This is a genomic window from Amycolatopsis sp. SB7-3, assembly GCF_041021335.1.
GTDB classification, from domain to species: domain Bacteria; phylum Actinomycetota; class Actinomycetes; order Mycobacteriales; family Pseudonocardiaceae; genus Amycolatopsis; species Amycolatopsis japonica.
Map to the genome: position 1 here is coordinate 578,348 of NZ_JBFPJQ010000004.1, position 22,466 is coordinate 600,813.

General features: G+C 69.0%; 24 protein-coding genes. 5 read left to right on the plus strand and 19 right to left on the minus strand.

Annotated elements, in window-relative coordinates; translation table 11 throughout:
* Positions 1–396 precede the first annotated feature (396 nt).
* A complete protein-coding gene (locus tag AB8M46_RS30300) occupies positions 397–882 on the minus strand; it encodes a polyadenylate-specific 3'-exoribonuclease AS (RefSeq protein WP_038516163.1) in 486 nt (161 codons plus the stop codon).
* A gap of 20 nt (positions 883–902) precedes the next feature.
* Positions 903–1,664, minus strand: coding sequence for a 1-acyl-sn-glycerol-3-phosphate acyltransferase (locus AB8M46_RS30305; protein WP_016332794.1), 762 nt, complete (start codon positions 1,662–1,664; stop codon positions 903–905).
* Positions 1,665–1,878: 214 nt separating this feature from the next.
* On the opposite strand from AB8M46_RS30305, the gene AB8M46_RS30310 reads away from it, so the two are divergent.
* Genes AB8M46_RS30310 through AB8M46_RS30320 form a run of 3 tightly spaced genes read left to right on the plus strand, consistent with a single transcriptional unit; the run spans position 1,879 to position 4,300 of the window.
* On the plus strand, positions 1,879–2,649 hold the full coding sequence (locus tag AB8M46_RS30310; RefSeq protein WP_037343382.1) for a carboxylesterase: 771 nt from the start codon (positions 1,879–1,881) through the stop codon (positions 2,647–2,649).
* Positions 2,646–3,137 (plus strand): hypothetical protein, encoded by a 492-nt coding sequence (locus tag AB8M46_RS30315; protein ID WP_125737773.1) that lies wholly within the window; start codon positions 2,646–2,648, stop codon positions 3,135–3,137. Before AB8M46_RS30310 ends, AB8M46_RS30315 begins: the two co-directional genes overlap by 4 nt.
* 20 nt (positions 3,138–3,157) lie before the next feature.
* Positions 3,158–4,300, plus strand: a complete 1,143-nt coding sequence (locus AB8M46_RS30320; RefSeq protein WP_125737774.1) for a glutamate--cysteine ligase — start codon at positions 3,158–3,160, stop codon at positions 4,298–4,300.
* A gap of 20 nt (positions 4,301–4,320) precedes the next feature.
* Here AB8M46_RS30320 and AB8M46_RS30325 read toward each other — a convergent pair whose 3' ends face one another.
* From AB8M46_RS30325 to AB8M46_RS30355, 7 genes are read right to left on the minus strand one after another with little or no spacing between them, the layout of a single operon-like run.
* The gene (locus AB8M46_RS30325; protein WP_394362414.1) at positions 4,321–5,193 is read right to left on the minus strand and encodes an NUDIX domain-containing protein; all 873 of its coding nucleotides are present in this window, start codon (positions 5,191–5,193) and stop codon (positions 4,321–4,323) included.
* A 4-nt stretch (positions 5,194–5,197) separates the two neighbouring features.
* Positions 5,198–6,157 (minus strand): ROK family protein, encoded by a 960-nt coding sequence (locus AB8M46_RS30330; protein WP_037343376.1) that lies wholly within the window; start codon positions 6,155–6,157, stop codon positions 5,198–5,200.
* Between the two features lie 16 nt (positions 6,158–6,173).
* On the minus strand, positions 6,174–6,593 hold the full coding sequence (locus tag AB8M46_RS30335) for a hypothetical protein (RefSeq protein WP_037343375.1): 420 nt from the start codon (positions 6,591–6,593) through the stop codon (positions 6,174–6,176).
* Positions 6,590–7,732 (minus strand): ArsA family ATPase, encoded by a 1,143-nt coding sequence (locus AB8M46_RS30340; RefSeq protein ID WP_394362415.1) that lies wholly within the window; start codon positions 7,730–7,732, stop codon positions 6,590–6,592. The genes AB8M46_RS30335 and AB8M46_RS30340 overlap by 4 nt, the downstream gene beginning before the upstream one ends.
* A gap of 14 nt (positions 7,733–7,746) precedes the next feature.
* Entirely contained in the window at positions 7,747–8,187 is a 441-nt protein-coding gene (locus AB8M46_RS30345) for an SRPBCC family protein (protein WP_037343373.1), read from the minus strand.
* Between the two features lie 26 nt (positions 8,188–8,213).
* A complete protein-coding gene (locus tag AB8M46_RS30350; protein WP_038516186.1) occupies positions 8,214–9,002 on the minus strand; it encodes a metallophosphoesterase in 789 nt (262 codons plus the stop codon).
* A gap of 8 nt (positions 9,003–9,010) precedes the next feature.
* A complete protein-coding gene (locus AB8M46_RS30355; protein ID WP_037343371.1) occupies positions 9,011–9,421 on the minus strand; it encodes a hypothetical protein in 411 nt (136 codons plus the stop codon).
* Positions 9,422–9,546: 125 nt separating this feature from the next.
* Between AB8M46_RS30355 and AB8M46_RS30360 the strand changes: the two genes are divergently transcribed.
* Positions 9,547–11,337 carry a long-chain fatty acid--CoA ligase gene (locus AB8M46_RS30360; protein ID WP_037343370.1) on the plus strand — a complete coding sequence of 597 codons (1,791 nt, stop codon included), beginning with the start codon at positions 9,547–9,549 and terminating at the stop codon, positions 11,335–11,337.
* An 85-nt stretch (positions 11,338–11,422) separates the two neighbouring features.
* Here the strand turns inward: AB8M46_RS30360 and AB8M46_RS30365 are convergent, their stop codons facing one another.
* The 3 genes from AB8M46_RS30365 to AB8M46_RS30375 form a co-directional block, all read right to left on the minus strand.
* A complete protein-coding gene (locus AB8M46_RS30365; protein WP_394362416.1) occupies positions 11,423–12,520 on the minus strand; it encodes an FAD-dependent oxidoreductase in 1,098 nt (365 codons plus the stop codon).
* Positions 12,521–12,587: 67 nt separating this feature from the next.
* Complete coding sequence (locus tag AB8M46_RS30370) at positions 12,588–13,535, minus strand: ferritin-like domain-containing protein (RefSeq protein WP_394362417.1); 948 nt, start codon at positions 13,533–13,535, stop codon at positions 12,588–12,590.
* Positions 13,536–13,622: 87 nt separating this feature from the next.
* Entirely contained in the window at positions 13,623–14,867 is a 1,245-nt protein-coding gene (locus tag AB8M46_RS30375; protein ID WP_394362418.1) for an aminotransferase class I/II-fold pyridoxal phosphate-dependent enzyme, read from the minus strand.
* A gap of 175 nt (positions 14,868–15,042) precedes the next feature.
* On the opposite strand from AB8M46_RS30375, the gene AB8M46_RS30380 reads away from it, so the two are divergent.
* Positions 15,043–15,546 carry a hypothetical protein gene (locus tag AB8M46_RS30380; RefSeq protein WP_037343366.1) on the plus strand — a complete coding sequence of 168 codons (504 nt, stop codon included), beginning with the start codon at positions 15,043–15,045 and terminating at the stop codon, positions 15,544–15,546.
* Here AB8M46_RS30380 and AB8M46_RS30385 read toward each other — a convergent pair whose 3' ends face one another.
* Genes AB8M46_RS30385 through AB8M46_RS30415 form a run of 7 tightly spaced genes read right to left on the minus strand, consistent with a single transcriptional unit; the run spans position 15,547 to position 22,200 of the window.
* The gene (locus AB8M46_RS30385; RefSeq protein WP_394362419.1) at positions 15,547–16,041 is read right to left on the minus strand and encodes a hypothetical protein; all 495 of its coding nucleotides are present in this window, start codon (positions 16,039–16,041) and stop codon (positions 15,547–15,549) included. It abuts the gene before it with no gap.
* Entirely contained in the window at positions 16,038–16,526 is a 489-nt protein-coding gene (locus AB8M46_RS30390; protein WP_038516211.1) for a hypothetical protein, read from the minus strand. Before AB8M46_RS30390 ends, AB8M46_RS30385 begins: the two co-directional genes overlap by 4 nt.
* Entirely contained in the window at positions 16,526–17,761 is a 1,236-nt protein-coding gene (locus tag AB8M46_RS30395; protein WP_394362420.1) for an MCE family protein, read from the minus strand. The genes AB8M46_RS30390 and AB8M46_RS30395 overlap by 1 nt, the downstream gene beginning before the upstream one ends.
* Positions 17,758–18,960 carry an MCE family protein gene (locus AB8M46_RS30400; RefSeq protein ID WP_073846792.1) on the minus strand — a complete coding sequence of 401 codons (1,203 nt, stop codon included), beginning with the start codon at positions 18,958–18,960 and terminating at the stop codon, positions 17,758–17,760. The genes AB8M46_RS30395 and AB8M46_RS30400 overlap by 4 nt, the downstream gene beginning before the upstream one ends.
* Positions 18,957–20,138 (minus strand): MCE family protein, encoded by a 1,182-nt coding sequence (locus AB8M46_RS30405; RefSeq protein ID WP_394362421.1) that lies wholly within the window; start codon positions 20,136–20,138, stop codon positions 18,957–18,959. The genes AB8M46_RS30400 and AB8M46_RS30405 overlap by 4 nt, the downstream gene beginning before the upstream one ends.
* Complete coding sequence (locus AB8M46_RS30410) at positions 20,135–21,166, minus strand: MCE family protein (RefSeq protein ID WP_037343494.1); 1,032 nt, start codon at positions 21,164–21,166, stop codon at positions 20,135–20,137. The genes AB8M46_RS30405 and AB8M46_RS30410 overlap by 4 nt, the downstream gene beginning before the upstream one ends.
* Positions 21,163–22,200: an MCE family protein gene (locus AB8M46_RS30415; RefSeq protein WP_394362422.1), complete on the minus strand. Its 1,038-nt coding sequence runs from the start codon at positions 22,198–22,200 to the stop codon at positions 21,163–21,165. The genes AB8M46_RS30410 and AB8M46_RS30415 overlap by 4 nt, the downstream gene beginning before the upstream one ends.
* Positions 22,201–22,466 lie beyond the last annotated feature (266 nt).

A 22,466-nucleotide genomic window follows, 5' to 3' on the forward strand; every position in this document is an offset into this window, starting at 1 on the left:
TTCGCAAGTAAAGGACCGTTCATTGCACGGCACTCTGGCCTGCGAGGGGTGGAGCGGCTCCGGTCTCGTGTGGCGAAGGGAGCTTCCGCCGCATGGCACGCGGGGATGGCGCCCTTCACCTCAGGAACTCTGAGCAGCGCGAACCCGGCTCGGCTGGCGCCTGGAGCGTAGGAAAGCGGTGGCCGTGAAGGACTCCTTAAGGGACCCAGAGTCCCTCGAAGTTCCCCTCACCCGGCCGGAACCGGTACCTCCAGCCTCAGCAGTCCCAACAGCCACAACGACCGCGCGTGAAGGCCTCCTTCCCGAAGGCCCGGCACCAGCGCGAGTGTCATGAAAGGGCCGTTCAGGACACGAAACGTCCTGAACGGCCCTTTCATGACATCCGGACCGGGCGGCCTACCGGTGCCAGTAGGACTCGATGATCTGCCACCGCTGGAAGTTGTGCCGCGCGTCCGCCAGCGCGTCGTGCTGGTCGTCCGGGGCCGACGGCAGCTTCGGCTTGCCCGCGTCCTCCCAGCGTTGCCGCAGGTCACGGGTGAAGCGCGGCAGCTGACGCGGCAACGCGGGCATCGGCCCCCACAGCTGCGCCAGCGCGACGTGGTCGTAGGCGGCGAACCAGGCCCACAGTTCGATCCCGCCGGGCGGTTTGCCGAAGAACTCGAGCAGATCCGTCCGGATCTTCTCGCGGCTGCGCCACGCCGGGTCGGCGGGCGACGGGAGTTTCGGGAGCACGTTGTCGCGGACCCAGGGGCCGGCCTTGCCGGGATCGAAATCGGTCGAGACCGCGTAGAACTCGCGGCCTCTTTCGTCCACGACACCGATCGACACCAGATCGATGGTCACGCCGTCCTCAATGAATTCGGTGTCGTAGAAAAAGCGCACCGGAGAACCCTAGTGGGGCCTCAGCCGACCTTGGTGTCCGGGATACGGGCGACGTCCTGGGCGGAGGGCTGCGCGGGCACCTTGGGGCGGACTCCCGCCTCCTCGGCGGCGAGCAGTTCCTTCGCCTTGGCGGCGTAGATGTCGACGTACTCCTGGCCGGAGAGCTCCATGAGCGCGTACATGATCTCGTCGGTGATGGACCGCTCGATGAAGCGGTCGCCGGCGAGGCCCTCGTAGCGCGAGAAGTCGAGCGGCTTGCCGAAGCGGATCTCGAGGCGGCGCGGCCACCACATCTTCGAGCCGATCGGGTTGACCTTGTCGGTGCCGATCATGGCGACCGGGACCACGACGCCGCCGGATTCGAGCGCGATCCGCGCGACGCCGGTCTTGCCCTTGTACAGGCGGCCGTCCGGGGAACGGGTGCCTTCGGGGTAGATGCCGAGAAGGTGCCCTTCGCGGACCAGGCGGGTCGCGGTGTCGAGCGCGGCCTGCGCGGCGTTGCCACCGGAGCGGTCGATCGGGAACTGGCCGACGCCGGTGAAGAACCACTTCTTCAGCAGACCCTTGAAGCCCTTTTCGGTGAAATACTCCGATTTGGCCGGGAAGGTCACCTTGCGCTTGACGCGCAGCGGCATGAAGAAGGAGTCGGCCACCGCGAGGTGGTTGCCCGCCAGGATCGCGCCACCGTCGTCGGGGATGTTCTCCGCGCCGACGACTTTGGTGGGCCACAGCGCCTTGAGCAGTGGCCCGATAAACACGTGTTTCATGAGCCAGTACAGCACTGCGAAAACTCCTCCTAGCAGCTCAACCCCTGCGCCCGATGGTCAAGACTACGAATCGCGCACCCCCGGCACAACGAAGTCCACCCGGTTACCCGCACCCAGCGACGGATCTCACACCCGATCCGGCCCGATTCCGGCAGTGGCCGGGGCCCCACAAGCCGCTCCGGTCGTGCGAACATGGTAGACCTACCCAGCTCTCACGGAAGGCGATCGCATGGCCGTCCTCGCCGGCGCGGAACCGTTCGCTCACACCGGTTCGACCGAAGCAGGGTTCCTGCTGTGCCACGGATTCACCGGCACTCCCGCGAGTATGCGGCCGTGGGGCGACCATCTGGCCGAAGCCGGTTACACGGTGCGCTGCCCGTTGCTCCCCGGCCACGGGACCCGGTGGCAGGACATGAACCGGACAGGCTGGGAGGACTGGTACGGCGCGGTCCGCGAAGAGCTGCTGGCGCTCTTCTCGACCTGCGAGACGGTGTTCGTCGCCGGGATGTCGATGGGCGGGACGCTGACGCTGCGGCTGGCCGAGGAGTTCGGCGACCGGATCGCCGGCATCGTGCTGGTGAACCCGTCGGTCATGACACTGCGCTGGGACGCCAAGCTGCTGCCCGTCCTGTCGCGGATCCTGCCCTCGGTTCCGGGCGTGGCCAACGACATCGCGAAGCCGGGCGTGACCGAGCTGGCCTACTCGCGGACGCCGGTGCGCGCCGCGGCGAGCCTGGCGAAGCTGTGGAAACTCACCCGCGCGGATCTGCGCAAGGTGACCCAGCCGGTTCTCCTGCTCCACTCGGCCGTCGACCACATCGTCGAGCCGGTCAACTCGCGGGTGATCCTCGACGGGATCGGCAGCGACGACGTGACCGAGGTGGTGCTGGAGAACAGCTTCCACGTCGCCACCCAAGACCACGACGCGGGCCTGATCTTCACGCGTACGGTGGACTTCGCCCGGTCCGTGCGCCGGGCGGGACAGGTGGACGCCGGATGAGCAGAGGCAAGGACGGGCCGGAGGACGTCGACGCGACGTTCGCCGAGATCGTGGCCGACCTCCGTGCGGAGGGCGTCGGCCTGTTCCCGGAAGACGACCTGGAGAAAACGCCGGAGAAACCCGCCGAGAAGGCACCACGGCCCGAGCCGTCGGACGCCGAACCCGAACCGGGCTGGCGCGGCGGCGGCACCAGCTGGGACAAGACCCTTTTCGAGGACGACCCGGCCGGGTCGAGCGACGACGAAGGCCATTTCGTGCCGCCCGAGCCGCCTCCCCTGCCGCGTCCGCGCAAGGGCGCGTTCGTCGTCCTGCTGTTCTTCCTGCTCGGTCTGCTGCTGCTGATCGCGCCCACCCTGATCGGCATGGGCACCCGCCTCGGCACGCCGCTCGGGATCCTCGCCCTCGCGACCGCGATCGCCCTGCTCCTGCTGCGGGTGCGTCAGGGGCCGCCGCCCGGCGCGGATCCGAACAACGGCGCCCAGGTCTGATCTGCCGGACAATTCGGAAGATGAAGATCGACTTCACTCCCTCGCGCCGGTCGACGGTCGGCGCGGAATGGGAACTCGCCCTCGTCGACCGGCGGACCGGTGAGCTCTCGTCGGTCGCGGAACAGGTGCTCGACGCCGTCCGGCCCGACGGCGAGGAGGAGCATCCGAAGATCAAGCAGGAACTGCTGCTCAACACCATCGAGGTGATCAGCGGGATCTGCGACACGATCGCCGAGGTCAAGGCCGATCTGAACGACTCACTGGACGTCGTGCACTCGGTGCTGGACCCGCTGGGCGTCGAGCTGTTCTCCGCCGGGTCGCATCCGTTCTCGACCTGGTACCAGCAGAAGGTCACGGACAAGGAGCGCTACGCCAAGCTCATCGACCGGACCCAGTGGTGGGGACGGCAGATGCTGATCTACGGCGTCCACGTGCACGTCGGCGTCGACCACCGGGACAAGGCCCTGCCGATCCTCGACGCCCTGCTCAAGTACGCGCCACATCTGCAAGCGCTTTCGGCGTCTTCGCCGTACTGGGGCGCGGAGGACACCGGGTACGCGTCGAACCGGGCGCTGATGTTCCAGCAGCTGCCGACGGCCGGGCTGCCGTTCCAGTTCCGGAAGTGGACCGAGCTGGAGAGCTACGTGGACGACATGTTCACCACGGGCGTGATCGACCATTTCTCCGAGATCCGCTGGGACATCCGGCCCGCGCCGCATTTCGGGACGGTCGAGATGCGGGTGTGCGACGGGCTGCCGACGCTGGAGGAGGTCGGCGCGATCTCCGCGCTGACCCAATGCCTGGTCGACGACTTCAGCGCGCGCCTCGACGACGGCGAGATCCTGCCGACGCTGCCGCCGTGGCACGTCCAGGAGAACAAGTGGCGCGCGGCGCGGTACGGCGTCGACGCGATCGTCATCCTCGACGCGGCGGGCAACGAGCGGCTCGTCACCGACGACACCTACGACCTGCTGAACCGGCTCGAACCGGTGGCCCGGCGCCTGGACTGCGCCGACGAACTGCGGTCGGTGGAGACCATCCTGGCCTACGGGCCCAGCTACCTGCGTCAGCGCGCGGTCGCGAAGCAGTACAACGGCAGCCTGCGCGCCGTCGTCGCTTCGCTCATCGCGGAGATGCGGGACGGGAAGATCGCGCGCCCCTGACCAGGACCGCGTTCAGAGGACTAAATGCGGGAGTCGAGGTGCCCCAGGAGGGTGCCGGGGCCGAAGGTCGAAGCGCCCAGGGCCTCGACGCGGGAACGCAGCTCCCGGTCGGCGGTGACCACGACGACGTGGTCGTCCGGGCCCGCGGTACGGGCTTCACGCGCGACGGCGACGATCGTGTCGTCACCTTCGCCGTCCGCCTCGACGACCTCGACCCCCGGCACCGCCGCGACGCCCCGCGCCTTGCCCTCGACCACCAGCACGACCTTCGGCCACCACGACCATCCGCCGCCCCCGGGCAACGCCGGATCGGTGAGCCCGGTCCCGGCCAGGGTCGCGAGCTTGTCCCGCAACCGTTCCGCGGCGCCGCGCCGGTCACGCCACCAGCCGTCCGGCCGCGATCCGACGACGTTCGCGCCGTCGACCACCAGTATCAGCCCGCGATCCAAGTGCTCCCTCAATCCCGGCCACGCCGCCGCGAAGTCGCGATGCAGCCGGAAATCGGCGACCTCGCCCGCGTGGACCCATCGCAGTTCCGCGCTCTCAGCGCTCTTCACCCTGGCCGAAAGCGGGCCGATCGGCGCGGCGAGGACCGTGGTGTAGCGCCAGTTCCCGTGGTCGACGTGCGACGCGGCCAGTGGACGGACCCGCGCGGGCGGGATGTCGGCCTCTTCGTGCGCCTCGCGGGTGGCGGCCTCACGCGGGCTCTCCCCCGCCTCGACGGCGCCACCGGGCAGCGCCCAGGTGCGTCCGTGGTGGACCCACCAGGCCCGCCGCTGCAGCAGGACCCCGCGCGCGGGATCGGACAGCAGCAACCCGGCCGCGCCGTTCAAACCCCAGTGAAGATGCCCGAAGTCGCACTTCACGAAGCCGTTGCCGTCCTGCCGGGTCACCGCCTCAGCGTGTCACACCGATCTCGGCGCCGGGAGCCTTCGCCGCGTCGACGGCGAGGGCGGCGGCACCGACGATCGCCGAATCGTCGCCGTGGTGCGCGGCCCGGATCCGCGCCAGCGGCCGGTGCCCGGCGCCGGTGATCTTGTCCGCGTAGTGCTCGCGGGCCTCGTCCAGGAACAGCGGGGCCGATTCGGACACGCCGCCGCCGATCACGATGAGCTCGGGATCGAAGACGTCGGCGACCAGCGCCAGCCCCTCGGCCAGCCATTTCGCCAGCTCGGTCATCGCGCGCTGGGCGATCGGGTCGCCGTCGCGGGCGGCCCCGGCGACGCGGCGGCCGGTGACCGAACCGGGGTCTCCCCTGGTCTCGCGCGCCAGCACGGTCGAGCGGCCGGGATGCCGCGCGAGCAGCTCCACCGCCGTCGCCGCCAGCGCCGTCCCGCTGCAGTAGCGCTCCCAGCAGCCGTACTTCCCGCACGGGCAGGGCCTGCCGCCGGGGACGACGGTCAGGTGCCCGAGTTCCGGCGCGACGCCGTACGCGCCCCGGTAGATCTTGCCGTCGAGCAGCAGTCCCGCGCCGATCCCGGTACCGAGGGCGATCAGCGCGGCGACATGAGCGCCGCGGGCGGCCCCGAAGCGGTATTCGCCGACCGCGGCGGCGTTCACGTCGTGCTCCAGGGTCACCGGCAGGCCGACCCGCTTCTCGATGCGCTCGGCGACCGGCGCGGCACGCCAGGACAGATGCGGCGCGAACATCACGGTGCGCCGGTCGTTCGCGACGAACCCGGCGACCGCGAGCCCGACCCCGGACACGTCGTGCCGGTTGCGGAGGTCTTCGACGACGCCGGCGATGGCGTCTTCGAGCGCGTCCTCCCCGCTGGGCGTCCCGACCCTGGCGGTGTCCATCAGCGAGCCGTGCTCGTCCACCACGCCGGCGCGCACACTCGTGCCCCCGACGTCCACCCCTACCGTCAGCAACTCAGTTCTCCCGGTCCGGCTGCCAAGCGTCGCGCCTGGTCACCGTGATGTGCTGGACCCGCGAAGCTCCCATCGGCTCATCTTCGGCCGCGGGCTCCTTCCGCGCAGGCTGGAACCCCGGCATGTGCACGCCGGCCTCGGGTTCCCATCGGTCGGCGAGCACCGCCCGCAGCAACGCGACGAGCTGCGCGGCCTGCTCCAGCAGGCGGGCCACGAACTCGGGCCGTTCCCCTCGGAAGACCCCGACGACGGCGCAGAGCGGGCACCATCCGTCGGTGTCGTGGTCGGTGCAGCCGTGCCCGGCGGAGATCAGGCCCTCCAGCCACGGCGCGGCGTGCTCGACGACCAGTTCGACCAGGAGCCGGATCTCTTCGGCCAGTTCGAGCGGCTTCGATCCGGTGTACTCGTTGTTCTCGCTCACCCGGGTCCCCGGTTCCCGGCCAGGCTCACGACCAGGCCGTGCGCGTCGGATTCCGCACCGGTGATCCGGCACGGGCGCAACATCTCCGGCAGCGCGATCAGCCGCCGGAAACCGTCCACGGTGACGGCGAGATCATCGTCCACTCTGGCCAGGTCCACTTCGGAATCGAGGTGCAGGGGCACCGCGATACGCAGCTCGTAGCCGCTGTCCGATTCGGACACCCGCAGCAGTGGGGTCACACCTTTTTCGTTCCCCGCCAAGGGGTCCAGCCCTTGATAGAGCTCGTACGCGATTTCCTGCAACGCCTCGAGCCCCACAGGCTCGACGGCGCGATGCTCGACGGGCTTCACCTGCGTCGGCCCGAATCCCGCGTCGGCGAGTTCGGCGAGGACGGCGTTCTGCTGCGTGCGGCGGGTCCGCATCCAGGTGGCCGCGGCGCCGCGCCAGAACCCGGGCGCGGGCATGAGCCGGTTGACGATCAGGCCGTCGACCAGGATCCCGCGCAGGGCAAGGGAACTGAGGGTGCGGCGGGCTTCGGCGACGACGACGCGCTCCGGCGTCAGCACGAGCCGCACGGTGGTGGTGGCCGGATCGGTCAGCAGCGTGCGCAGCGACTCCAGGTGCGCGCCGAGGCGGCGCACCGCGGCCGCCGTGCGCCGCGCGCCCGGTTTGAACATCCGCGACAGATAGCCGGAGACCGCTTCGGGCAAAGCCAGCAGCCGCAGGGTTTCCGCGGTGGGCCCGCAGTCGACGACGACCGTCTCCCAGGGACCGTGCTCGGCGAGGCGCTGGACCTCGGTGAGGGCGAGGAGTTCGTCGACGCCGGGCACCACGGTGAGTTCTTCGGCGTCGAGCGAGTCGAGGCCCACCCCCGCGAGCGCGGTCTGCAGTTCCCGCCGGAGTTCGCGCCAGGTGCTGTCGACGAGGCCACGGGTGTCGATCTGGGCGGCATGGAGCAGCGTGTCCACTTCGGACGGTTCACCGCCGAGCGGGCGGCCGAAGGCGTCACCGAGGGAATGCGCCGGGTCGGTCGAGACCACGAGCGTCTTCCTGCCCCGCCCGGCCAGTGCCGCCGCCGTCGCCGCGGCCAGCGTGGTCTTGCCGACACCCCCCTTGCCGGTGAACAGCAGGATCCGCATGCCTACCCTTCGACTCAGGATGCTTCAGCGCGCTTCTTGAGCTCCTTGAGCGCGGTGTCCATGACCATCTTCTCGGCCTTGCGGCGCAGCAGCCCGATCATCGGCAGCGCCAGCTCGACGGACAGCGTATACGTCACCTTGGTGCGTCCGGCGCCCAGCGCTTCGAGGGCGTAGCGGCCGTTCTGGGCCTTCTGCATCTGCCCCTTGACCAGGTGCCAGCTGACCCCGTTGCCGTCGGCGTCCCAGTCGTACTCGAGGGTGTACACGTCCTTGATGGGGCCGGCGTCGAGAGTGAGTTTCACCTGCTTGGCGCGGCCGTCGGCGTCCTCGCCGAGCACCTCGGTCTCCCGGACGGCCTTGGCCCATTCCGGGTACGCGGGAAAGTCGGCGATGACGGCCATGACCCGCTCGGGCTCGGCGTCGACCTCGATGGATTGCGTGGACTGCTCGGCCATGAACGCAGCCTAGCCGCAGCCTAGGGTCACCAGCGAAGCACGTACGGCTGTGCCGTCTCTTTGAAGTGACCGACGTTACGGCATTCGGTCCTGCCGAGCCGCGTCCGCGGGGTCAGCGGCTGGTGGACGTGGCCGAACACCGACCAGCGCGGCCGCTGCTCGCGGATGAGGTCCACCAGCGCGGCCGAGCCGATCTCGGACCGCCGCGCGATCACGTCGTAGGTCAGTTCCGGGACGGCGGGCGGGATGTGGGTGCACAGGACGTCGACGTTCTCCAGCCCGGCGACCGCGACGTCGTACTCCTCGCGGGTGCGCAGGTACGGCCGCCAGAAGCCGTTGCGGCGCGGGACCACGTTCGGCGGGAGCAGCGCGCCGCCGATGAACCCGAAGCGCAGACCACCGAACTCGGCGACCTCGCCGTCGAGGACGGTGATGCCGTCGCCGGCGAACTCGGGCCACAGCGAGGGGTCGTCGACGTTGCCGGGGGTCGCGAACGTCGGCGCGGTCAGCGCGCCGAACAGGACGCCGTACTGGTCGTGGATCGCCTCGCCGACGGCGGCCGCGGGATCGGCCAAAGTGGCCCACAACGATCGCGAGAAGGCAACGGTCTCGTCACGAGTGCCCTCACGCCGCAGGCGCGCGAACTCGCCGACCTTCTCGGCGCCGAACAGCGCGCCCATGATGCCCTTGTCGTGCTCGCGGTAGTCGACGAAGTCCAGCAGGTCGCCGAGGACGATCAGCGCGTCGGCGCCGTCACCCGCGCGTTTGAGCGCGTCGGCGTTGCCGTGCACGTCCGACACCACGTGAACCCGCATGCTCTCCCCTACTCGACCCGGGGACCGACCCCCGGCTCCCGCCCGTCCTCCAGGACCTCCTTGAGCCCGAGCGCGATCGCCTTGGCGGCACGGGCACGGCGGTCGAACTCGCGGCGCAGTTCCCGCGGTGCCAGGCCGATCGGCTCCCCGTCGGGACCGGCGGGGGTGGCGCGCAGGAAGTAGTGCAGCAAGGTTCCGTCGAGCACCGGCTCGAGCCAGACCTCCATGGTACCGATCAAGGCACCGCGCACGGTCCAGCGCAATCCCTGGTCCCCGCGGTCGGTGTAGACCTCCAGGACGAGGTCCGGCCAGTAACGTGACCAAGATCGCGGATCGGCGAAAGCGGCGGCCACGGTGGAGGGCGGGACCACGAGGAAGGTCTCGTCGACGATGTCGAGAGCTGGCGGCGCCTGGTTCACAGCGGCAGAATGTCATGCCCTGGGTATGGCCGATTCGTCAGCATGGTCTTAAGGTGCACGGCACGCTAAGTTGACTGGCGGGTAACACCGGTCACACCACTTGCACGCGAACACGGAGGTTCCTCGTGCGCGAATACAGCGCCCCCGCCGCCAATCCGGTGACAGACGACGAGAATCTCGCCGACGTCGTCTGGGCGAACGCGGAGCGGTTCTCCGATGTCGTGAGTTTCCGCCGCCAGGTCGACGGTACCTGGTTGGACGTCACCGCCAAAGACTTCGCCGCCCAGGTTCTGGCCGTGGCCAAGGGAATGGCCCAGGCGGGCATCGCACCGGGCGACCGGGTCGGGCTCATGTCCAAGACCCGCTACGAATGGACGCTGATCGACTTCGCGATCTGGGCCGCCGGCGCGGTCACCGTCCCGATCTACGACACCTCGTCGGCCGAGCAGGTCCACTGGATCCTCTCCGACTCGGCCGCGAAGGCCGTGTTCGTCGAGACCGACGAGCACCTCGCGACGCTGGAGTCCGTGAAGGGCCGCCTCGACGGGCTCGAGCACACCTGGCAGATCGACGCGGGCGCCGTCGACCAGCTCACCGAGCAGGGCGCCGAGCTGAGCGACGACGACCTGCACGAGCGCCGCCGCACGGTGAAGGCCGGCGACCTGGCCACGATCGTGTACACCTCGGGCACGACCGGCCGCCCGAAGGGCGTCGAGCTGACCCACCGGAACCTCCTCGCCGAGATCCGCGCCGACATCGCCGCGTTCCCGCAGCTGATGGAGCAGGGCAACTCGCTGCTGGTGTTCCTGCCGCTCGCGCACGTCCTCGCCCGCGCCATCGCGGTGACCGCGCTGAGCGCGCGAGTGACCCTCGGGCACACATCGGACGTCAAGAACCTCGTCGCCGACCTCGGCACCTTCCGGCCGACGTTCGTCGTCGCCGTGCCGCGCGTGTTCGAGAAGGTCTACAACAGCGCGAAGCAGAAGGCGCACGGCGACGGCAAGGGCAAGATCTTCGACGCCGCCGAAGCCACCGCCGTCGCGTACAGCCAGGCTCAGGACACCGGCGGCGCCGGACTGGGTCTCAAGGTCAAGCACGCGCTGTTCGACAAGCTGGTGTTCAGCAAGCTCCGCGCGGCCCTCGGCGGCCGGTGCGTCGCCGCGGTGTCCGGCGGTGCCCCGCTCGGCGTGCGGCTGGCGCACTTCTTCCGCGGCATCGGCGTCCCGGTGTTCGAGGGCTACGGCCTGACCGAGACCTCCGCGGCGGCCTGTGTCGGCACGCAGGACGGGTTCCGCGTCGGCACCGTGGGCCGCCCGGTCGCCGGCACCTCGGTCCGGATCGCCGACGACGGCGAGATCCTGCTCAAGGGCGACGTCGTGTTCGGCGGCTACTTCAACAACCCCGAGGCGACCGCCGAAGCGCTGGAAGACGGCTGGTTCCACACCGGCGACCTCGGCGAACTGGACAACGACGGCTTCCTGAAGATCACCGGGCGCAAGAAGGAGATCATCGTCACGGCGGGCGGCAAGAACGTCGCCCCGTCCGGGCTCGAGGACACCATCAAGGCCAGCCCGCTGGTCAGCCAGGCGATGGTCGTCGGTGACCAGCGGCCGTTCATCGGCGCGCTGATCACCATCGACGAGGAGTACTTCCCGTCGTGGAAGTCGCAGCACGGCAAGCCTTCCGACGCGTCGGTGTCCGATCTGGCCGACGACGCCGAACTGCGCGCCGAGATCCAGACGGCCGTCGATCAGGCCAACAGCGCGGTGTCGCAGGCCGAGGCGATCAAGAAGTTCACGATCCTCTCGAAGGACTTCACCGAGGCGGGCGGGGAGATCACGCCGAGCCTGAAGCTGAAGCGCAACATCGTGAACAAGAACTACGCGAACGACATCGAGGCCCTGTACAAGAAGTAGCGTTTCGCGCGTGAAGGCCTCCTTCCCTCGGCTGAGCCGAGGGAAGGAGGCCTTCACGCGCTTGGCGAGCCTCGCAATTAGTCGGCTAAACGCGAATGGTCTCGTCCCAGTCGATGTGGTGCCGGTAAAGCCAATTCCGGTCCCGGTCGGACGTCGTCCCCGAGGACACCGCAGCGCTGCTCGCCACCAGCTCCTCCACCCGCACCCGCCGCAGCCGCTCATAGGCCGCGAAAGCCGTTGGGGCGTCGGGAAGATCCCGCAAACACTGGGCCAGTACGACACTGTCCTCCAGCGCCATCGACGCGCCCTGCCCGGCGGCAGGCGAGGCCGCGTGCGCCGCGTCGCCGACGAGCACCATCGTGGAGTTGAACCACACCGGTGTCGAAGGCACGTCGTAGGAGTGACCGCCGAACACGTCGTCTCCAGTGGACTGGATGATTTCCGCGGCAGGCAACGGTTCCCCGTCGAAGGCGGCGAAAGCGGCCGCGCGCCATTCGACCGGTGTCAGGCCGGAGCGCACTCCTTCGGCCGTGGGAAGCCGCGCGAACCAGTACGTCGAGCCGTCGGGAGTAGTCGTGTAACCGAAGTAGGCGTGCAGGCTCTGAATCATCCGATAGAGGGACGGCGCCTGCGGAATGCTCGCGTCGGTCGTGTAGCCGTAGACGACGTCGAGGCCCGTCGAACGCGGCGGCGGGCAGTCCGGGTCGATGATCGTCCGGACGACCGAACGCAGGCCGTCGGCGCCGATCAGGATGTCGCCTTCGGCCACGGAACCGTCCTCGAACCGCGCGATCCCCGGCGACGCGGAAACCAGCCGTTTCCCCCGTTCGAAGGTGATCCCGCGCGAGATCGCCTCGTCCTGCAGCGCACGGTAAAGCGACGCCCGCGTCATCGTGCGCGGACCGGCGAGGCCTTCGATGTCGAAGGAACGTCGTTCGACGGTCCGCCCGTCGGGCGTCACGAGTTCCAAACCCGCCGCACCGAACGAAACGTCGATCACCGGTGCCTCGGCGCCGATCGCGCGCAGGGCGTCCATGCCGTTGTGCATGATCGTCAGGAACGCGCCCGCGTCCTCGCCGCCCGACGGGTGCGCCTCGTGGACGCTCGCCTCGATCCCGGCCCGGCGCAACGCCATCGCGGTCACCGTGCCGGAGATGCCGCCGCCGATGATCACTGCCTTCACCGCGAACCCCCTCCTCGTGTCGCCGACCCCCGACGGTACCGGGAAACGGCGACACGACAGAGGAGGATCACGCGCCGCCGCTGGCGACGATGTCGCCGTTGACGCCCTTGGGGAAGAACCCGCCCTCCTTCACCGCGCCCGGGTTCAGGTAGACGACGTTCAGCACCCGGTCGGCGCCGCGGCCGAAGCAGATGCCGTTGTGGTCGGTCGGCACGATGTTGGCCTGGTTGCCGAGCAGGACACCCTGGTCGTCGTCGCCGGGACCGTCGAGGGCGTCGCGCGCGTTGGAGATCTTGGCGGCCGCGTCGCCGAGTTCCCGGTCGAACAGCGCGGTCCGGATGGTGGCGGCGTGGTAGGCCTCGGCGGCCAGGATGCCGGCGGCCGCGTCGAGGAACGTCTTGTTGGTGATCAGCGGCGCGGCGCCCTTGTAGGCCGTCACGCCGACGTCCTCGAACAGGAACGCCGCGAGCAGGAAGTTCTTCTCGTTGGCGAACGGGTCGAACTGCTGGTATCCGCTGATCAGCCCGGCCGCCTTGGCGGCGGCGGTGAAGCTGTCCTCGAGGTCGATCTCGGGCCGCGACACCGCGGCCTCGCCCAGCGCGCCGCGCAGGAATTCGACGTGCGCGACCTCGTCGCCCGCGATCTCCTTCGCGAACTGGTGCAGCGCCTTGTCGTGGAACATCACCTTCTTGCCGCCGGAGACGCCGCCCTGGGTGCCGACGCCACCGGTGAGATCGTCCGGCAGCCCGCGGCCGTGGACGGCGAAGGAGTAGAACTCGGCTTCGAGGTACTCCAGGTTGAGCGCGAAGTTGAGCACGGCGGCGTCGCTGGGAGCACCCGCGGCGGCAGCGGCGTCACCCGTGGCCGAAGCCGACGAAGTGGCCTGGACCCCGAGGTAGGTCGCGCCGACGACACCGAGCCCCGCCGCGCCCGCGGCCTTCAGGAAGCGGCGGCGATCCGTGCGGTTCTCCGCGCTGCGGGAGATCAGGGTACGAACGAAGGGCTTTCCGAACACGAGTGGTTCCTCTCGTCTTTGCGGTGCACACCCACCCACTCGGACGTTCGGAACCACCCGTGACCCGGATTGGAGAAGATCTCGAACTTATTTCTTCGTCGCCGCGGCAAGGCGGACGCAGACGGCGAGACCGCGGATGGCCTCTTCCACCTCGGCCAGCTCGGGGTAAGTCGGCGCGATGCGGATGACGGCGTCCTCGGGGTCGTCGCCGTACGGGTGGGTCGCGCCGGCCGGGGTCAGGGCGATACCCGCCTCCTTGGCCAGCCGCACGACCTCCTTGGCGGTCCCGGACGGCACGGTCAGCGAGATGAAGTATCCGCCGGTCGGCTTGGTCCAGGACGCGAGGCCCGATTCGCCCAGTTCCTTGGTGAGGATCTCGTCGACGGCCGCGAACTTCGGCCCGATGAGCTCGGCGTGCTTGCGCATGTGCTCGCGGACGCCGTCCTCGTCGCGCAGGAACTGCGCGTGGCGGAGCTGGTTGACCTTGTCCGGGCCGATGGTCCGCTTGCCGATGAGACCGGTCCACCAGGCCAGGTTCGCCTCGGACGCGCCGAAGAAGCCGACGCCGCCGCCCGCGTAGGTGACCTTCGAGGTGGAGCCGAAGACGAACACGCGGTCGGCGTTGCCCGCCTCGGTGGCCAGCGCGAGCAGGTCGGCCAGCTGCGCCTCGTCCTCGGTGAGGTGGTGCACGGCGTAGGCGTTGTCCCAGAAGATCCGGAAGTCCGGGGCGGCCGTGGTCATCGTCGCCAGGCGGCGCACGGTGTCGTCGCTGTAGGTGACCCCGGTCGGGTTGCTGTACTTCGGCACGCACCAGATGCCCTTGACCGCGGCGTCCTCGGCGACGAGCCGCTCGACGACCCCCATGTCCGGGCCGGTCTCGGTGAGCGGCACCTGGATCAGCTCGATCCCGAAGCGCTCGGCCAGCGCGAAGTGGCGGTCGTAGCCCGGCACGGGGCACAGGAACTTGACGCTCGGCTCGTCGGCCCAGCGGCGCTCGGCACCCGGCAGCTTGCTGAGGAAGGCCTGCACGATCGAGTCGTGCATGAGCTCCAGGCTGGAGTTGCCCGCGGCCAGCAGCTGCTCGGCCGGGACCTGCAGCGGCCCGGCGAAGATGCGGCGGAGCTCGGGCAGGCCCTTGAGGCCGCCGTAGTTGCGGACGTCCGTGCCGTCCTCGGCCTTGCGCACGTCTCCGGGGAGGGCGAGCAGCCCGTCGGCGAGGTCCAGCTGGCGAGGGGACGGCTTGCCGCGGGTGATGTCCAGGGAGAGGCCACGGTCGACGAGGGCCGCGTAGTCGCGGCGGGCGCTCTCGACATCGACAGGTGCAGTGGTCATGCCTAACGCTAAACCCGGCGGCGGTCCGGCGTGAGACGAGGGTGGCCCTAGGCCCGCGCGCACAAGATCCGATAACGGTTCCGGCGCGTTTTTCAGCAATCGTAACGAGGCCAAATCCCCTATTGATGCCGCCACCGTTCCCGCATTCTCGGTAGCACGAGGAAAAGGGGAGAAAATGGGTGCGAAGAAGTGGGCGATGGTGACGTTGGCGGCGGCGGGAACGCTGGCCGCGTGCGCGGTACCGAATCAGGGAACGGCGATGCCCGCCGTCGCGGTGGCCGCTCCGCCCAACACGATCGTGATCCAGCCACCCGCCGTCGCGGCCCCACCGCAAACGGTTTACGTCGCACCACCCGCGACGCAGACCGTCTATCCCGCACCGTCGGTTCCCGTGGCGCAAACGGTGATCGCCTTCTACGACGCGATCAACCGGCGTGATTTCCTCACCGCGTGGAATCTCGGTGGGCAACGGCTGGCGAAAGGCGGCACTTTCGCTTCCTGGTCCAGCGGATACGCGACGACTTCGTGGGCCGCCGTCACCGTGCGGAGCGTGAGCGGGAACACCGTGTACGTCGACCTTTCGGCCCGGCAGAACGATGGTTCGCTCCGCACTTTTTCCGGTTCCTACACCGTTTCCGGCGGCGTGATCACCGCCGCGAACATGAAACGCCTCTCCTGATCACAGGGGGACGAGCTGAGAGATCTTCCACCGGCCGTCGACACGCTGCGCGGTGACGGAAAGCTGGGACACCGTCGACTGCGGTGCCCCGCCACCGGCGGTCATCGTCTGCTGGTCGAGGAACAGCAGCACCTCGGCCTGGTCGCCGCGCAGGGACCGGACGCCGAGCGACCGTACCGTCGTCGTGCGCACCAGCTTCCCTTCCTCGGCACGTTTCCGTGCCGACGCGAACTGGTCCCGGTACTGGCCGGTCGCCTCCCCGATCAGCACGTCGGCGGCGGCCCGTTCGGTGCGCGCGAGGTTGCTGTAGTCGTAGGAGAACACGGCCTTCACCCCGGCACCGACCTGGTCCGCGACCTCGGCCGTGGCGGCCTGGTCGACCAGCGCCGCGTTGCCGTCCGAACCCAGCGAGGACGCCTGGAGGCCGAACCACACCGCACAGCCGGTGGCCAGCACGATGACCGCGATCAGGAGCCGCGGGACACGCCCGGTCATGAGCCCGCCGCCTGGACCGCGCTGACCTTCCAGCCGTCCTCGACGCGCTGGTAGTCCACGGTCAGCCTGCTCACCTTCGGCGCGGCCGACCCACCGCCGGTGCTGACCCGCACGTCCAGCACGGCCATCAGGCGCGCCGTCCCGGCGGCGGCGTCGAGTTCGGTGACCGCGGCCTGCTTGAGCTTGGCGGTGGCGACGGTCTTGCTCGCGGTAGCCCGGTCGATCTGGATCTGCCGGTCGCCGGTGAGGTCCTTGCCGAGCCGTCCGGTGGTGACGCCGAGCCAGCGGTCGACGTCCTTCGCCCCGCTGCGGTAGTCGATCGTGTTGAGCACCTCCAGCTGGCCGGACGCGGCGGCGAGGACGGCCTCGCGCTCGCGGCCCCTGGCCAGGCCGTCGTCGCCCGCGGCGCTCCACCACGACCAGCCGAACCAGGCGGCCGCGAGGACCGCCAGCGCGGCCACGACGGTGAGGGCGCGGGTGAGCATCACTTCCCGCCCAGCAACGCGCCGAGCCCGCCGGGCGCGGATCCGGTGAGCAGGCTCAGCACCCCCGGCAGCTGGGCGGATTCCGCCGCCTGCGGGCTCTGCTTCGGCCGCTCCGGGACCGCCGGCGGCTTCCCTGCGTACGGGGCGTTCTGCGAGCCTCGCACGCCGGTGGGGCTTCCTGGCGGCTCGGCGCAGTACGCCTGGGTGTTCACCGGCGCTTCGGTGGTGTCGTTGGCGGGACGCTGTTTCGTGCCCTCGTAACCCTTCGTGCACGAGACCGGGTCGAAGAAGTTGAACACGACGCCGAGGTGGCCGGTGCCGTCCGGCGACGTCGAACGCGAGAACGCCGAGATGATCGGATACGCGACCAGGAGTTCCTCGATGGCGTCCGTGCGGGCGGAGGTGATCTGGGCCGTGGTGAGCGTGTTCGCGAACAGCACCCCGAGGTCGGTCCCGGAGACCGCGAGCACGTCGCTGATCTGGCGGCTCAGCTTCGGCGCCTCGTCGATCACCCGCCGCAGATCCGGGTCGGACGTCTTCAGCTGCGCCGCGATCTTCTTGAGCCCGCTGGAGAACTGCGTGATGTTGTCCGCCTGCCGCCGCTGGGTGTCCAGCACGGTCCGCGAGTTGGCGAGCAGGCCTTGGGTGTCGGGCAGGTACTGGGTCGCGGTCGCGGTGAGCGAACCGGTGCTGTTCAGCAGCTGCCGCAGATCCGGGCCGGTGTTCGCGAACGCCTCGTAGGTCTCGTCGACGACGGTCCGCAGCGATTCCGGCTTCACACTCGACACCAGTTTGTCCAAATTGGACAGCACGGTGTCCGGCGCGAGCGGGATCGAGGTCTTGTCGCGTTTGATGACCGAACCCTCGGTGAGGTACGGCCCGTTTTCGTGCATGGGCAGCAGATCGACGTACTGCTCCCCCACCGCCGACCGGTTCGCGACCGCGGCCTTGGTGTCCGCGGGGATCTTCGGCGCGCCCGAATCGATGTCGAGACCGAGGTCGATGCCGTGTTCGGTGAGCGTCATCGACGCGACCTTGCCGACCGCGACGCCGCGGTAGGACACCTCGGCGTTGACGAAGATCCCGCCGGAGTCCACCAGCTGCGCGGTGACGAGGTAGCCGCGGGTGCCGAAGAGCCGGTCGAGCCCGGCGTAGTTGCCGCCCGCGTAGACGACCGAAACCACCGCGATGACGACGAACACCGCCAGCTGGATCCTTATCTTGCGCGTGATCACCGGCCACCTCCCAGCAGCGGCCCGAGGATCCCGCCGAGCACGCCGCCCAGCGCGTCCCCTTGCGCGGCCGGAGGCGCTTGCGGGAGATCACCGGGCAACGGCAGCACCGGCGGGGCGGCGCCGTTGTTGAACGGGATCGCGCCGGGTGTGCCGGTGCCCTGGGTGCCCGGCAGCTGGATGATCGGCTGCGACGAGTTGTTCATGTTCTCCAGGAAGGTGTCCAGGTTCAGGTCGATCTTGGCCTCGACGTTCGCGTAGTCGCCCTTGATCACGTTGCCCGCGTAGTCCGGGAACGGATACGTGAGCAGGATCCGCAACGCCGTCGGCAGATCCTGGCCGGCCTCGGTCAGCTTCTTGAGCGTGGGCTGCAACGCGCGCAGGTTCGCGACCAGCGTGTCCTTGCTCGCCTTGATCGTCTCGGTGGCGACCCCGGAAAGGGTGTTGAGCGACTGCAGCATGCCGACGAGCTGATCCCGTTGCTCGGTCACGACCTTGAGCCCCGGCGAGAGGTTGTCGAGCGCGTTCGTGAGGTTCTGCGTCTGGCCGACGAGGGTCTTGGACAGCTTGTCGAGACCGTCGATGGCGCGCAGGATCTCGCCCTTGTGCCCGTCGAGTTCGGTGGCCAGTTTGTCCACCCTGGACAGCAGGGAGCGGACCTCAGCCTCGTTGCCGGTGAGCGCTTCGTTGAGTTCATGGCTGATCTTCTGGATCTGTTCGACCCCGCCGCCGTTGAGCAGCAGGGAAAGCGCGCCGAGGACCTCTTCGACCTCGGGATTGCGGTTCGTGCGGTCCAGCGGGATCTTCGCGCCCTCGGCGAGCGTTCCTTCGGGCTTTTCGGGGGCGTGCAGATCGACGAACTTCTCCCCCAGCAGGCTCGACTGCCGCAGCTCGGCACGCGCGTTCGCGGGCAGCGCGATGTCGCCGTTGACCACCATGCTCACCCACGCCGAACGCGTGTCCGGCGCGAGGTCGATCTTCTCGACGCGGCCCACCGGGACGTCGTTGACCTTCACACTCGCCTGCGGCACGAGGTCCAGGACATCGGAGAACTGCGCGGTGAGCCGGTACGGATGGTCGCCGAGATCCGCGCCGCCCGGCAAGGGCGTGTTGTACAGCCCCGAAAACCCGCCGTCACTGCATCCGGCGAGCACGAGGACGCCCGCCATCACCCCGGCGATCTTCTGCCGCTGCCGCCTCATTTCGGGAGTCCTTTGGTCATAACGTCGACCAGCGGGAGAGGCAACGGCGGCAGTTCGCCGCTCTGCAGCGAGGCCAGCACCTGCGGGACCGACGGGAGTTTCAGCGTGCCGTCGAGGACGGGCGCGAGCTGTTTGCAGATGTTGCCCAGCGCGTCCGGGATCGGTTTCGGCGTGCTCGCGCTGATCAGGCGGCACACGGTCAGGATCGGCGGGTGGGTCAGCTCGTTGAGGTTGTCCCGCACCGCGATCGTGCCGGACGCGGCGTCGTAGGAGTTGATGAAGTTGGTCGCCCCGGTCGGCGCGATGTCGATCACCTCGGCGAGCGAGGCACGCTGGTCCACGAGCACCTTCGTCAGCCCGGCCAGCTTGTCCACATTGGACGAGAGCAGATCCTTGTTCTCCGCGACGAACTTCTCGACGTCGCCCATCGCCGTCGCCAGTGAGCTCAGCGCGGAGCCGACGTCGGCGGAGTCCGCTGCCAGGAAGCCGCTCACGTCCGCCGCCCGGCGATAGAACTCGTTGAGCTGCTTGTCGCTTTCGGCCAGCGCGCCGGTGAAGGAGTTCAGGTTCTGCACGGTGGTGAACAGGTCGCCTTTGGAGCTGTCCAAGGTCTTGGCCAGTTCGGACAACCGCGTCACCGTGGTGTTGAGGTTCTTCCCGTTTCCGGCGAGGTTCGCCGCCGCGGTGTCGAGCACGTCGGACAGCGCGCCGTTCTTGTTGGCACCGTTGGGTCCGAGGCTGGTCGAGAGCTTGTCGAGACTCGTGTAGAGGTCGTCGAGTTCGGCGGGCGTCGCCGTCTTCTCCTTGGCGATCACCGTGTCCGTCGCCATTTCGGGGCCACTTTCGTAGGCCGGGGTCAGCTGCACGTAGCGGTCGCTGACCAGGCTCGGCGCGACGACGACGGCGCCCGCGTCGGCCGGGATCGGCGTGTCGCCGTCGATCCGCATGTCGACCCGGACCGCCTCGCCCTGCGGGGTCACCCTGGTGATCTCCCCGACCTTCACGCCGAGTACCCGGACTGACGAACCCGCGTAGAGGCCGACAGTCTTGCCGAAATAGGCGCTGATCCGGGTCCCGCCCGGTTCCTTGAACACCAGCCACAGCCCGGCGGTCAGGAGCAGCACGAGGACGCAGGCGAACGCGACCCAGTTGTAAAGCGTGCGAGTCCGGGTGCTCATCGTCCACCCACCCCCTGGTTCGGCGCCGCGATCGGCGGGGTGCAGCCCTCCGGGTTCACCTGGAACGCGCCCGCGATGATCGTCGGCGGCAGCAGACCGCACAGGTAGCCCTCGAACCAGCGTCCGTTGCCGGTCGCGTTGGCGCCGACGCGGGCGAACGGCGCCATCAGCGCGAGACTGCGGCTGAGATTGTCCTGGTTGCGCTGCAGGATGTCGGTGACCTTGCCGAGTTTCTCCAGCGTCGGCTTCAGCTGTTGCCGGTTGTCGGCGACGAGACCGGACAGCTGCGCGGAAACCTGTTGCGTGCCCTTGAGCAAGGTGCTGATCGCGTCCTTCCGGTTCTGCAGTTCGGCGAGCAGGAGATTGCCGTCGTCGAGGATCCGTTTCAGCTGCGCGTTGCGATCGGACAGCGTCTTGGACACCTTGCTCGTGTTGGCCAGCAACGCCTTCAGGTCACTGTCGCGTGAGGACACCGTCTTGGACAACGAGGAAAGCCCGCCGAGCGCGTCCTTGAGGTACTGCGGGCTGTCCTTGAGCGCGTCGGACAGGACGGTGAAACTCGTCGCCAGCTGCGCGGTGTCGATCTCGCCGACCGTGCCCGACAGCTCCTGGAACGCGTCCTGCAGTTCGAACGGCGTCCGCGTGCGGTCGAGCCCGATGGTGGTGTTCGGGTCCTGGTTCGCCTTGCCCTTCGGCGTGAGCGCGAGGAACTTCTCGCCCAGCAGCGTCTTGATCTCGATCGACGCCGCGGTCGCGTCGCCGACCCGTACGTCCTTGACCCGGAACTTCACCAGCACCTTCTTGCCCGCCAGCTCCACCGAGCTGACCTGCCCGACCTTGACCCCGGCGACCTGGACCTCGTTGTCCGGCGCCAGCCCGGCCGACTCGCCGAAGTACGCGGAGTACGTCGTCCCGCTGCCGAACAACGGGATCCGGTCGGAGAAGTACGTCGTCGCCGTGATCAGCACGATCAGGATCAGCGTCACACCGCCGACCACGGCCTGGTTGCGTTCCTTGAGCGGCTTCACGGCCCGCACCTCTCCGGTCGCTGCGTGCCGGGCAGCGGCGTGATCGGCAGTTCGATGTTGAGCGATTTGATGCCGATGCTGCCGGAGATCCCGCACAGGTAGTAGTTGAACCAGCTGCCGTAGCTCAGCGTCCTGGTGAACTTCTGCAGGTTGCCCGGCAGCACGCCGAGGAGATGGTCGAGCAGCTGTTCGGAATCGCCGAGGTTCTGCGACAGCGCGCCGAGCTGCGCGACGTCGTCCTTGAGCGCCGGCCGCGCGTCGGCCAGCAGGCCGGTCGTGGCGACGGTGAGGTCACCCAGCGCCTTGACCGCTTCCCCGATCGGCCGGCGCTGCTCGGAAAGCCCCGTGATCAACCGTTGCGTCTGGTCGATCAGCTCGCCCAGCTGTGGCGAGCGCTGCTCGACCGTGCCGAGCACGGTGTTGAGGTTCGCGATGACCTCGCCGATGATCTTGTCCTTGCCCGCGATGGCCGACGTGACCGACGCGGTGTGCGCGAGCAGGCTGGTGATCGTGCCGCCCTCGCCCTGGAAGACCTGGATGATCTCGTAGGACAGTTTGTTGACGTCCTCGGGGTTCAGCGCGCGGAAGAGCGGTTTGAACCCGTTGAAGAGGACGGTCAGATTCAGGGCCGGTTTCGTGCGCTCGGGCGGGATGATCCCGCCGCGCGGCAACGACTTCTCGTCCCCGATGTCCGTGCCGAGCGAGAGATACCGCTGCCCGACGAGGTTGCGGTACTTGATGGTCGCGGTCACCGAGGCGGGCAGCCGGTGCGAGGTCTGGACGTCGAAGTGGACCTGGGCGAAGTTCCGTTCGCCCTCCTCGACCTCGATCTTGCCGACCTGGCCGACCTTCACGCCGACGATGCGGACGTCGTCGCCTTCCTTGAGACCGGACGCGTCGGTGAACTTGGCCGTGTAGCCCGAAGTCTCGCCGAAGTTGGTGTTCGCGATGGTGGCGCCGAGGATCGCGGTGAGCAGCACGGTCACCACCGCGAAGACGAGGATCTTGATCAAGTCGGGAACGAAGGACCTCATCGGGCGCCCCTCCCGTCCCCTGTGCTGAAGGACGCTTTCGCCGCGTCACATGCGGTGAAGGGCCCCTTCAGCCCGGCCTTGCTCCAGGGGGTCGTGAGTGGCGATTCGGGTTCTAACCTGAATCGCCACTCACGACCCGCCGCAGCCACCACAAGCGTGTCGCGAAAGCCACTTTCGGGACATGTGACGTCCCGAAAGTGGCTTTCGCGACACGGCCGAAGCGCGTTGGCGGCACCCGGTGAGGCCAAAACGCGCCCGGACCCGGA

Bases quoted from the DNA above. Each gene is read 5' to 3' on its own strand.
- AB8M46_RS30310 (WP_037343382.1), top strand. From the start codon at position 1,879: ATGGCCGTCCTCGCCGGCGCGGAACCGTTCGCTCACACCGGTTCGACC.
- AB8M46_RS30315 (WP_125737773.1), top strand. From the start codon at position 2,646: ATGAGCAGAGGCAAGGACGGGCCGGAGGACGTCGACGCGACGTTCGCC.
- AB8M46_RS30320 (WP_125737774.1), top strand. From the start codon at position 3,158: ATGAAGATCGACTTCACTCCCTCGCGCCGGTCGACGGTCGGCGCGGAA.
- AB8M46_RS30340 (WP_394362415.1), bottom strand. From the start codon at position 7,732: ATGCGGATCCTGCTGTTCACCGGCAAGGGGGGTGTCGGCAAGACCACG.
- AB8M46_RS30345 (WP_037343373.1), bottom strand. From the start codon at position 8,187: ATGGCCGAGCAGTCCACGCAATCCATCGAGGTCGACGCCGAGCCCGAG.
- AB8M46_RS30350 (WP_038516186.1), bottom strand. From the start codon at position 9,002: ATGCGGGTTCACGTGGTGTCGGACGTGCACGGCAACGCCGACGCGCTC.
- AB8M46_RS30375 (WP_394362418.1), bottom strand. From the start codon at position 14,867: ATGACCACTGCACCTGTCGATGTCGAGAGCGCCCGCCGCGACTACGCG.
- AB8M46_RS30380 (WP_037343366.1), top strand. From the start codon at position 15,043: ATGGGTGCGAAGAAGTGGGCGATGGTGACGTTGGCGGCGGCGGGAACG.
- AB8M46_RS30385 (WP_394362419.1), bottom strand. From the start codon at position 16,041: ATGACCGGGCGTGTCCCGCGGCTCCTGATCGCGGTCATCGTGCTGGCC.
- AB8M46_RS30390 (WP_038516211.1), bottom strand. From the start codon at position 16,526: ATGCTCACCCGCGCCCTCACCGTCGTGGCCGCGCTGGCGGTCCTCGCG.
- AB8M46_RS30400 (WP_073846792.1), bottom strand. From the start codon at position 18,960: ATGAGGCGGCAGCGGCAGAAGATCGCCGGGGTGATGGCGGGCGTCCTC.
- AB8M46_RS30405 (WP_394362421.1), bottom strand. From the start codon at position 20,138: ATGAGCACCCGGACTCGCACGCTTTACAACTGGGTCGCGTTCGCCTGC.
- AB8M46_RS30415 (WP_394362422.1), bottom strand. From the start codon at position 22,200: ATGAGGTCCTTCGTTCCCGACTTGATCAAGATCCTCGTCTTCGCGGTG.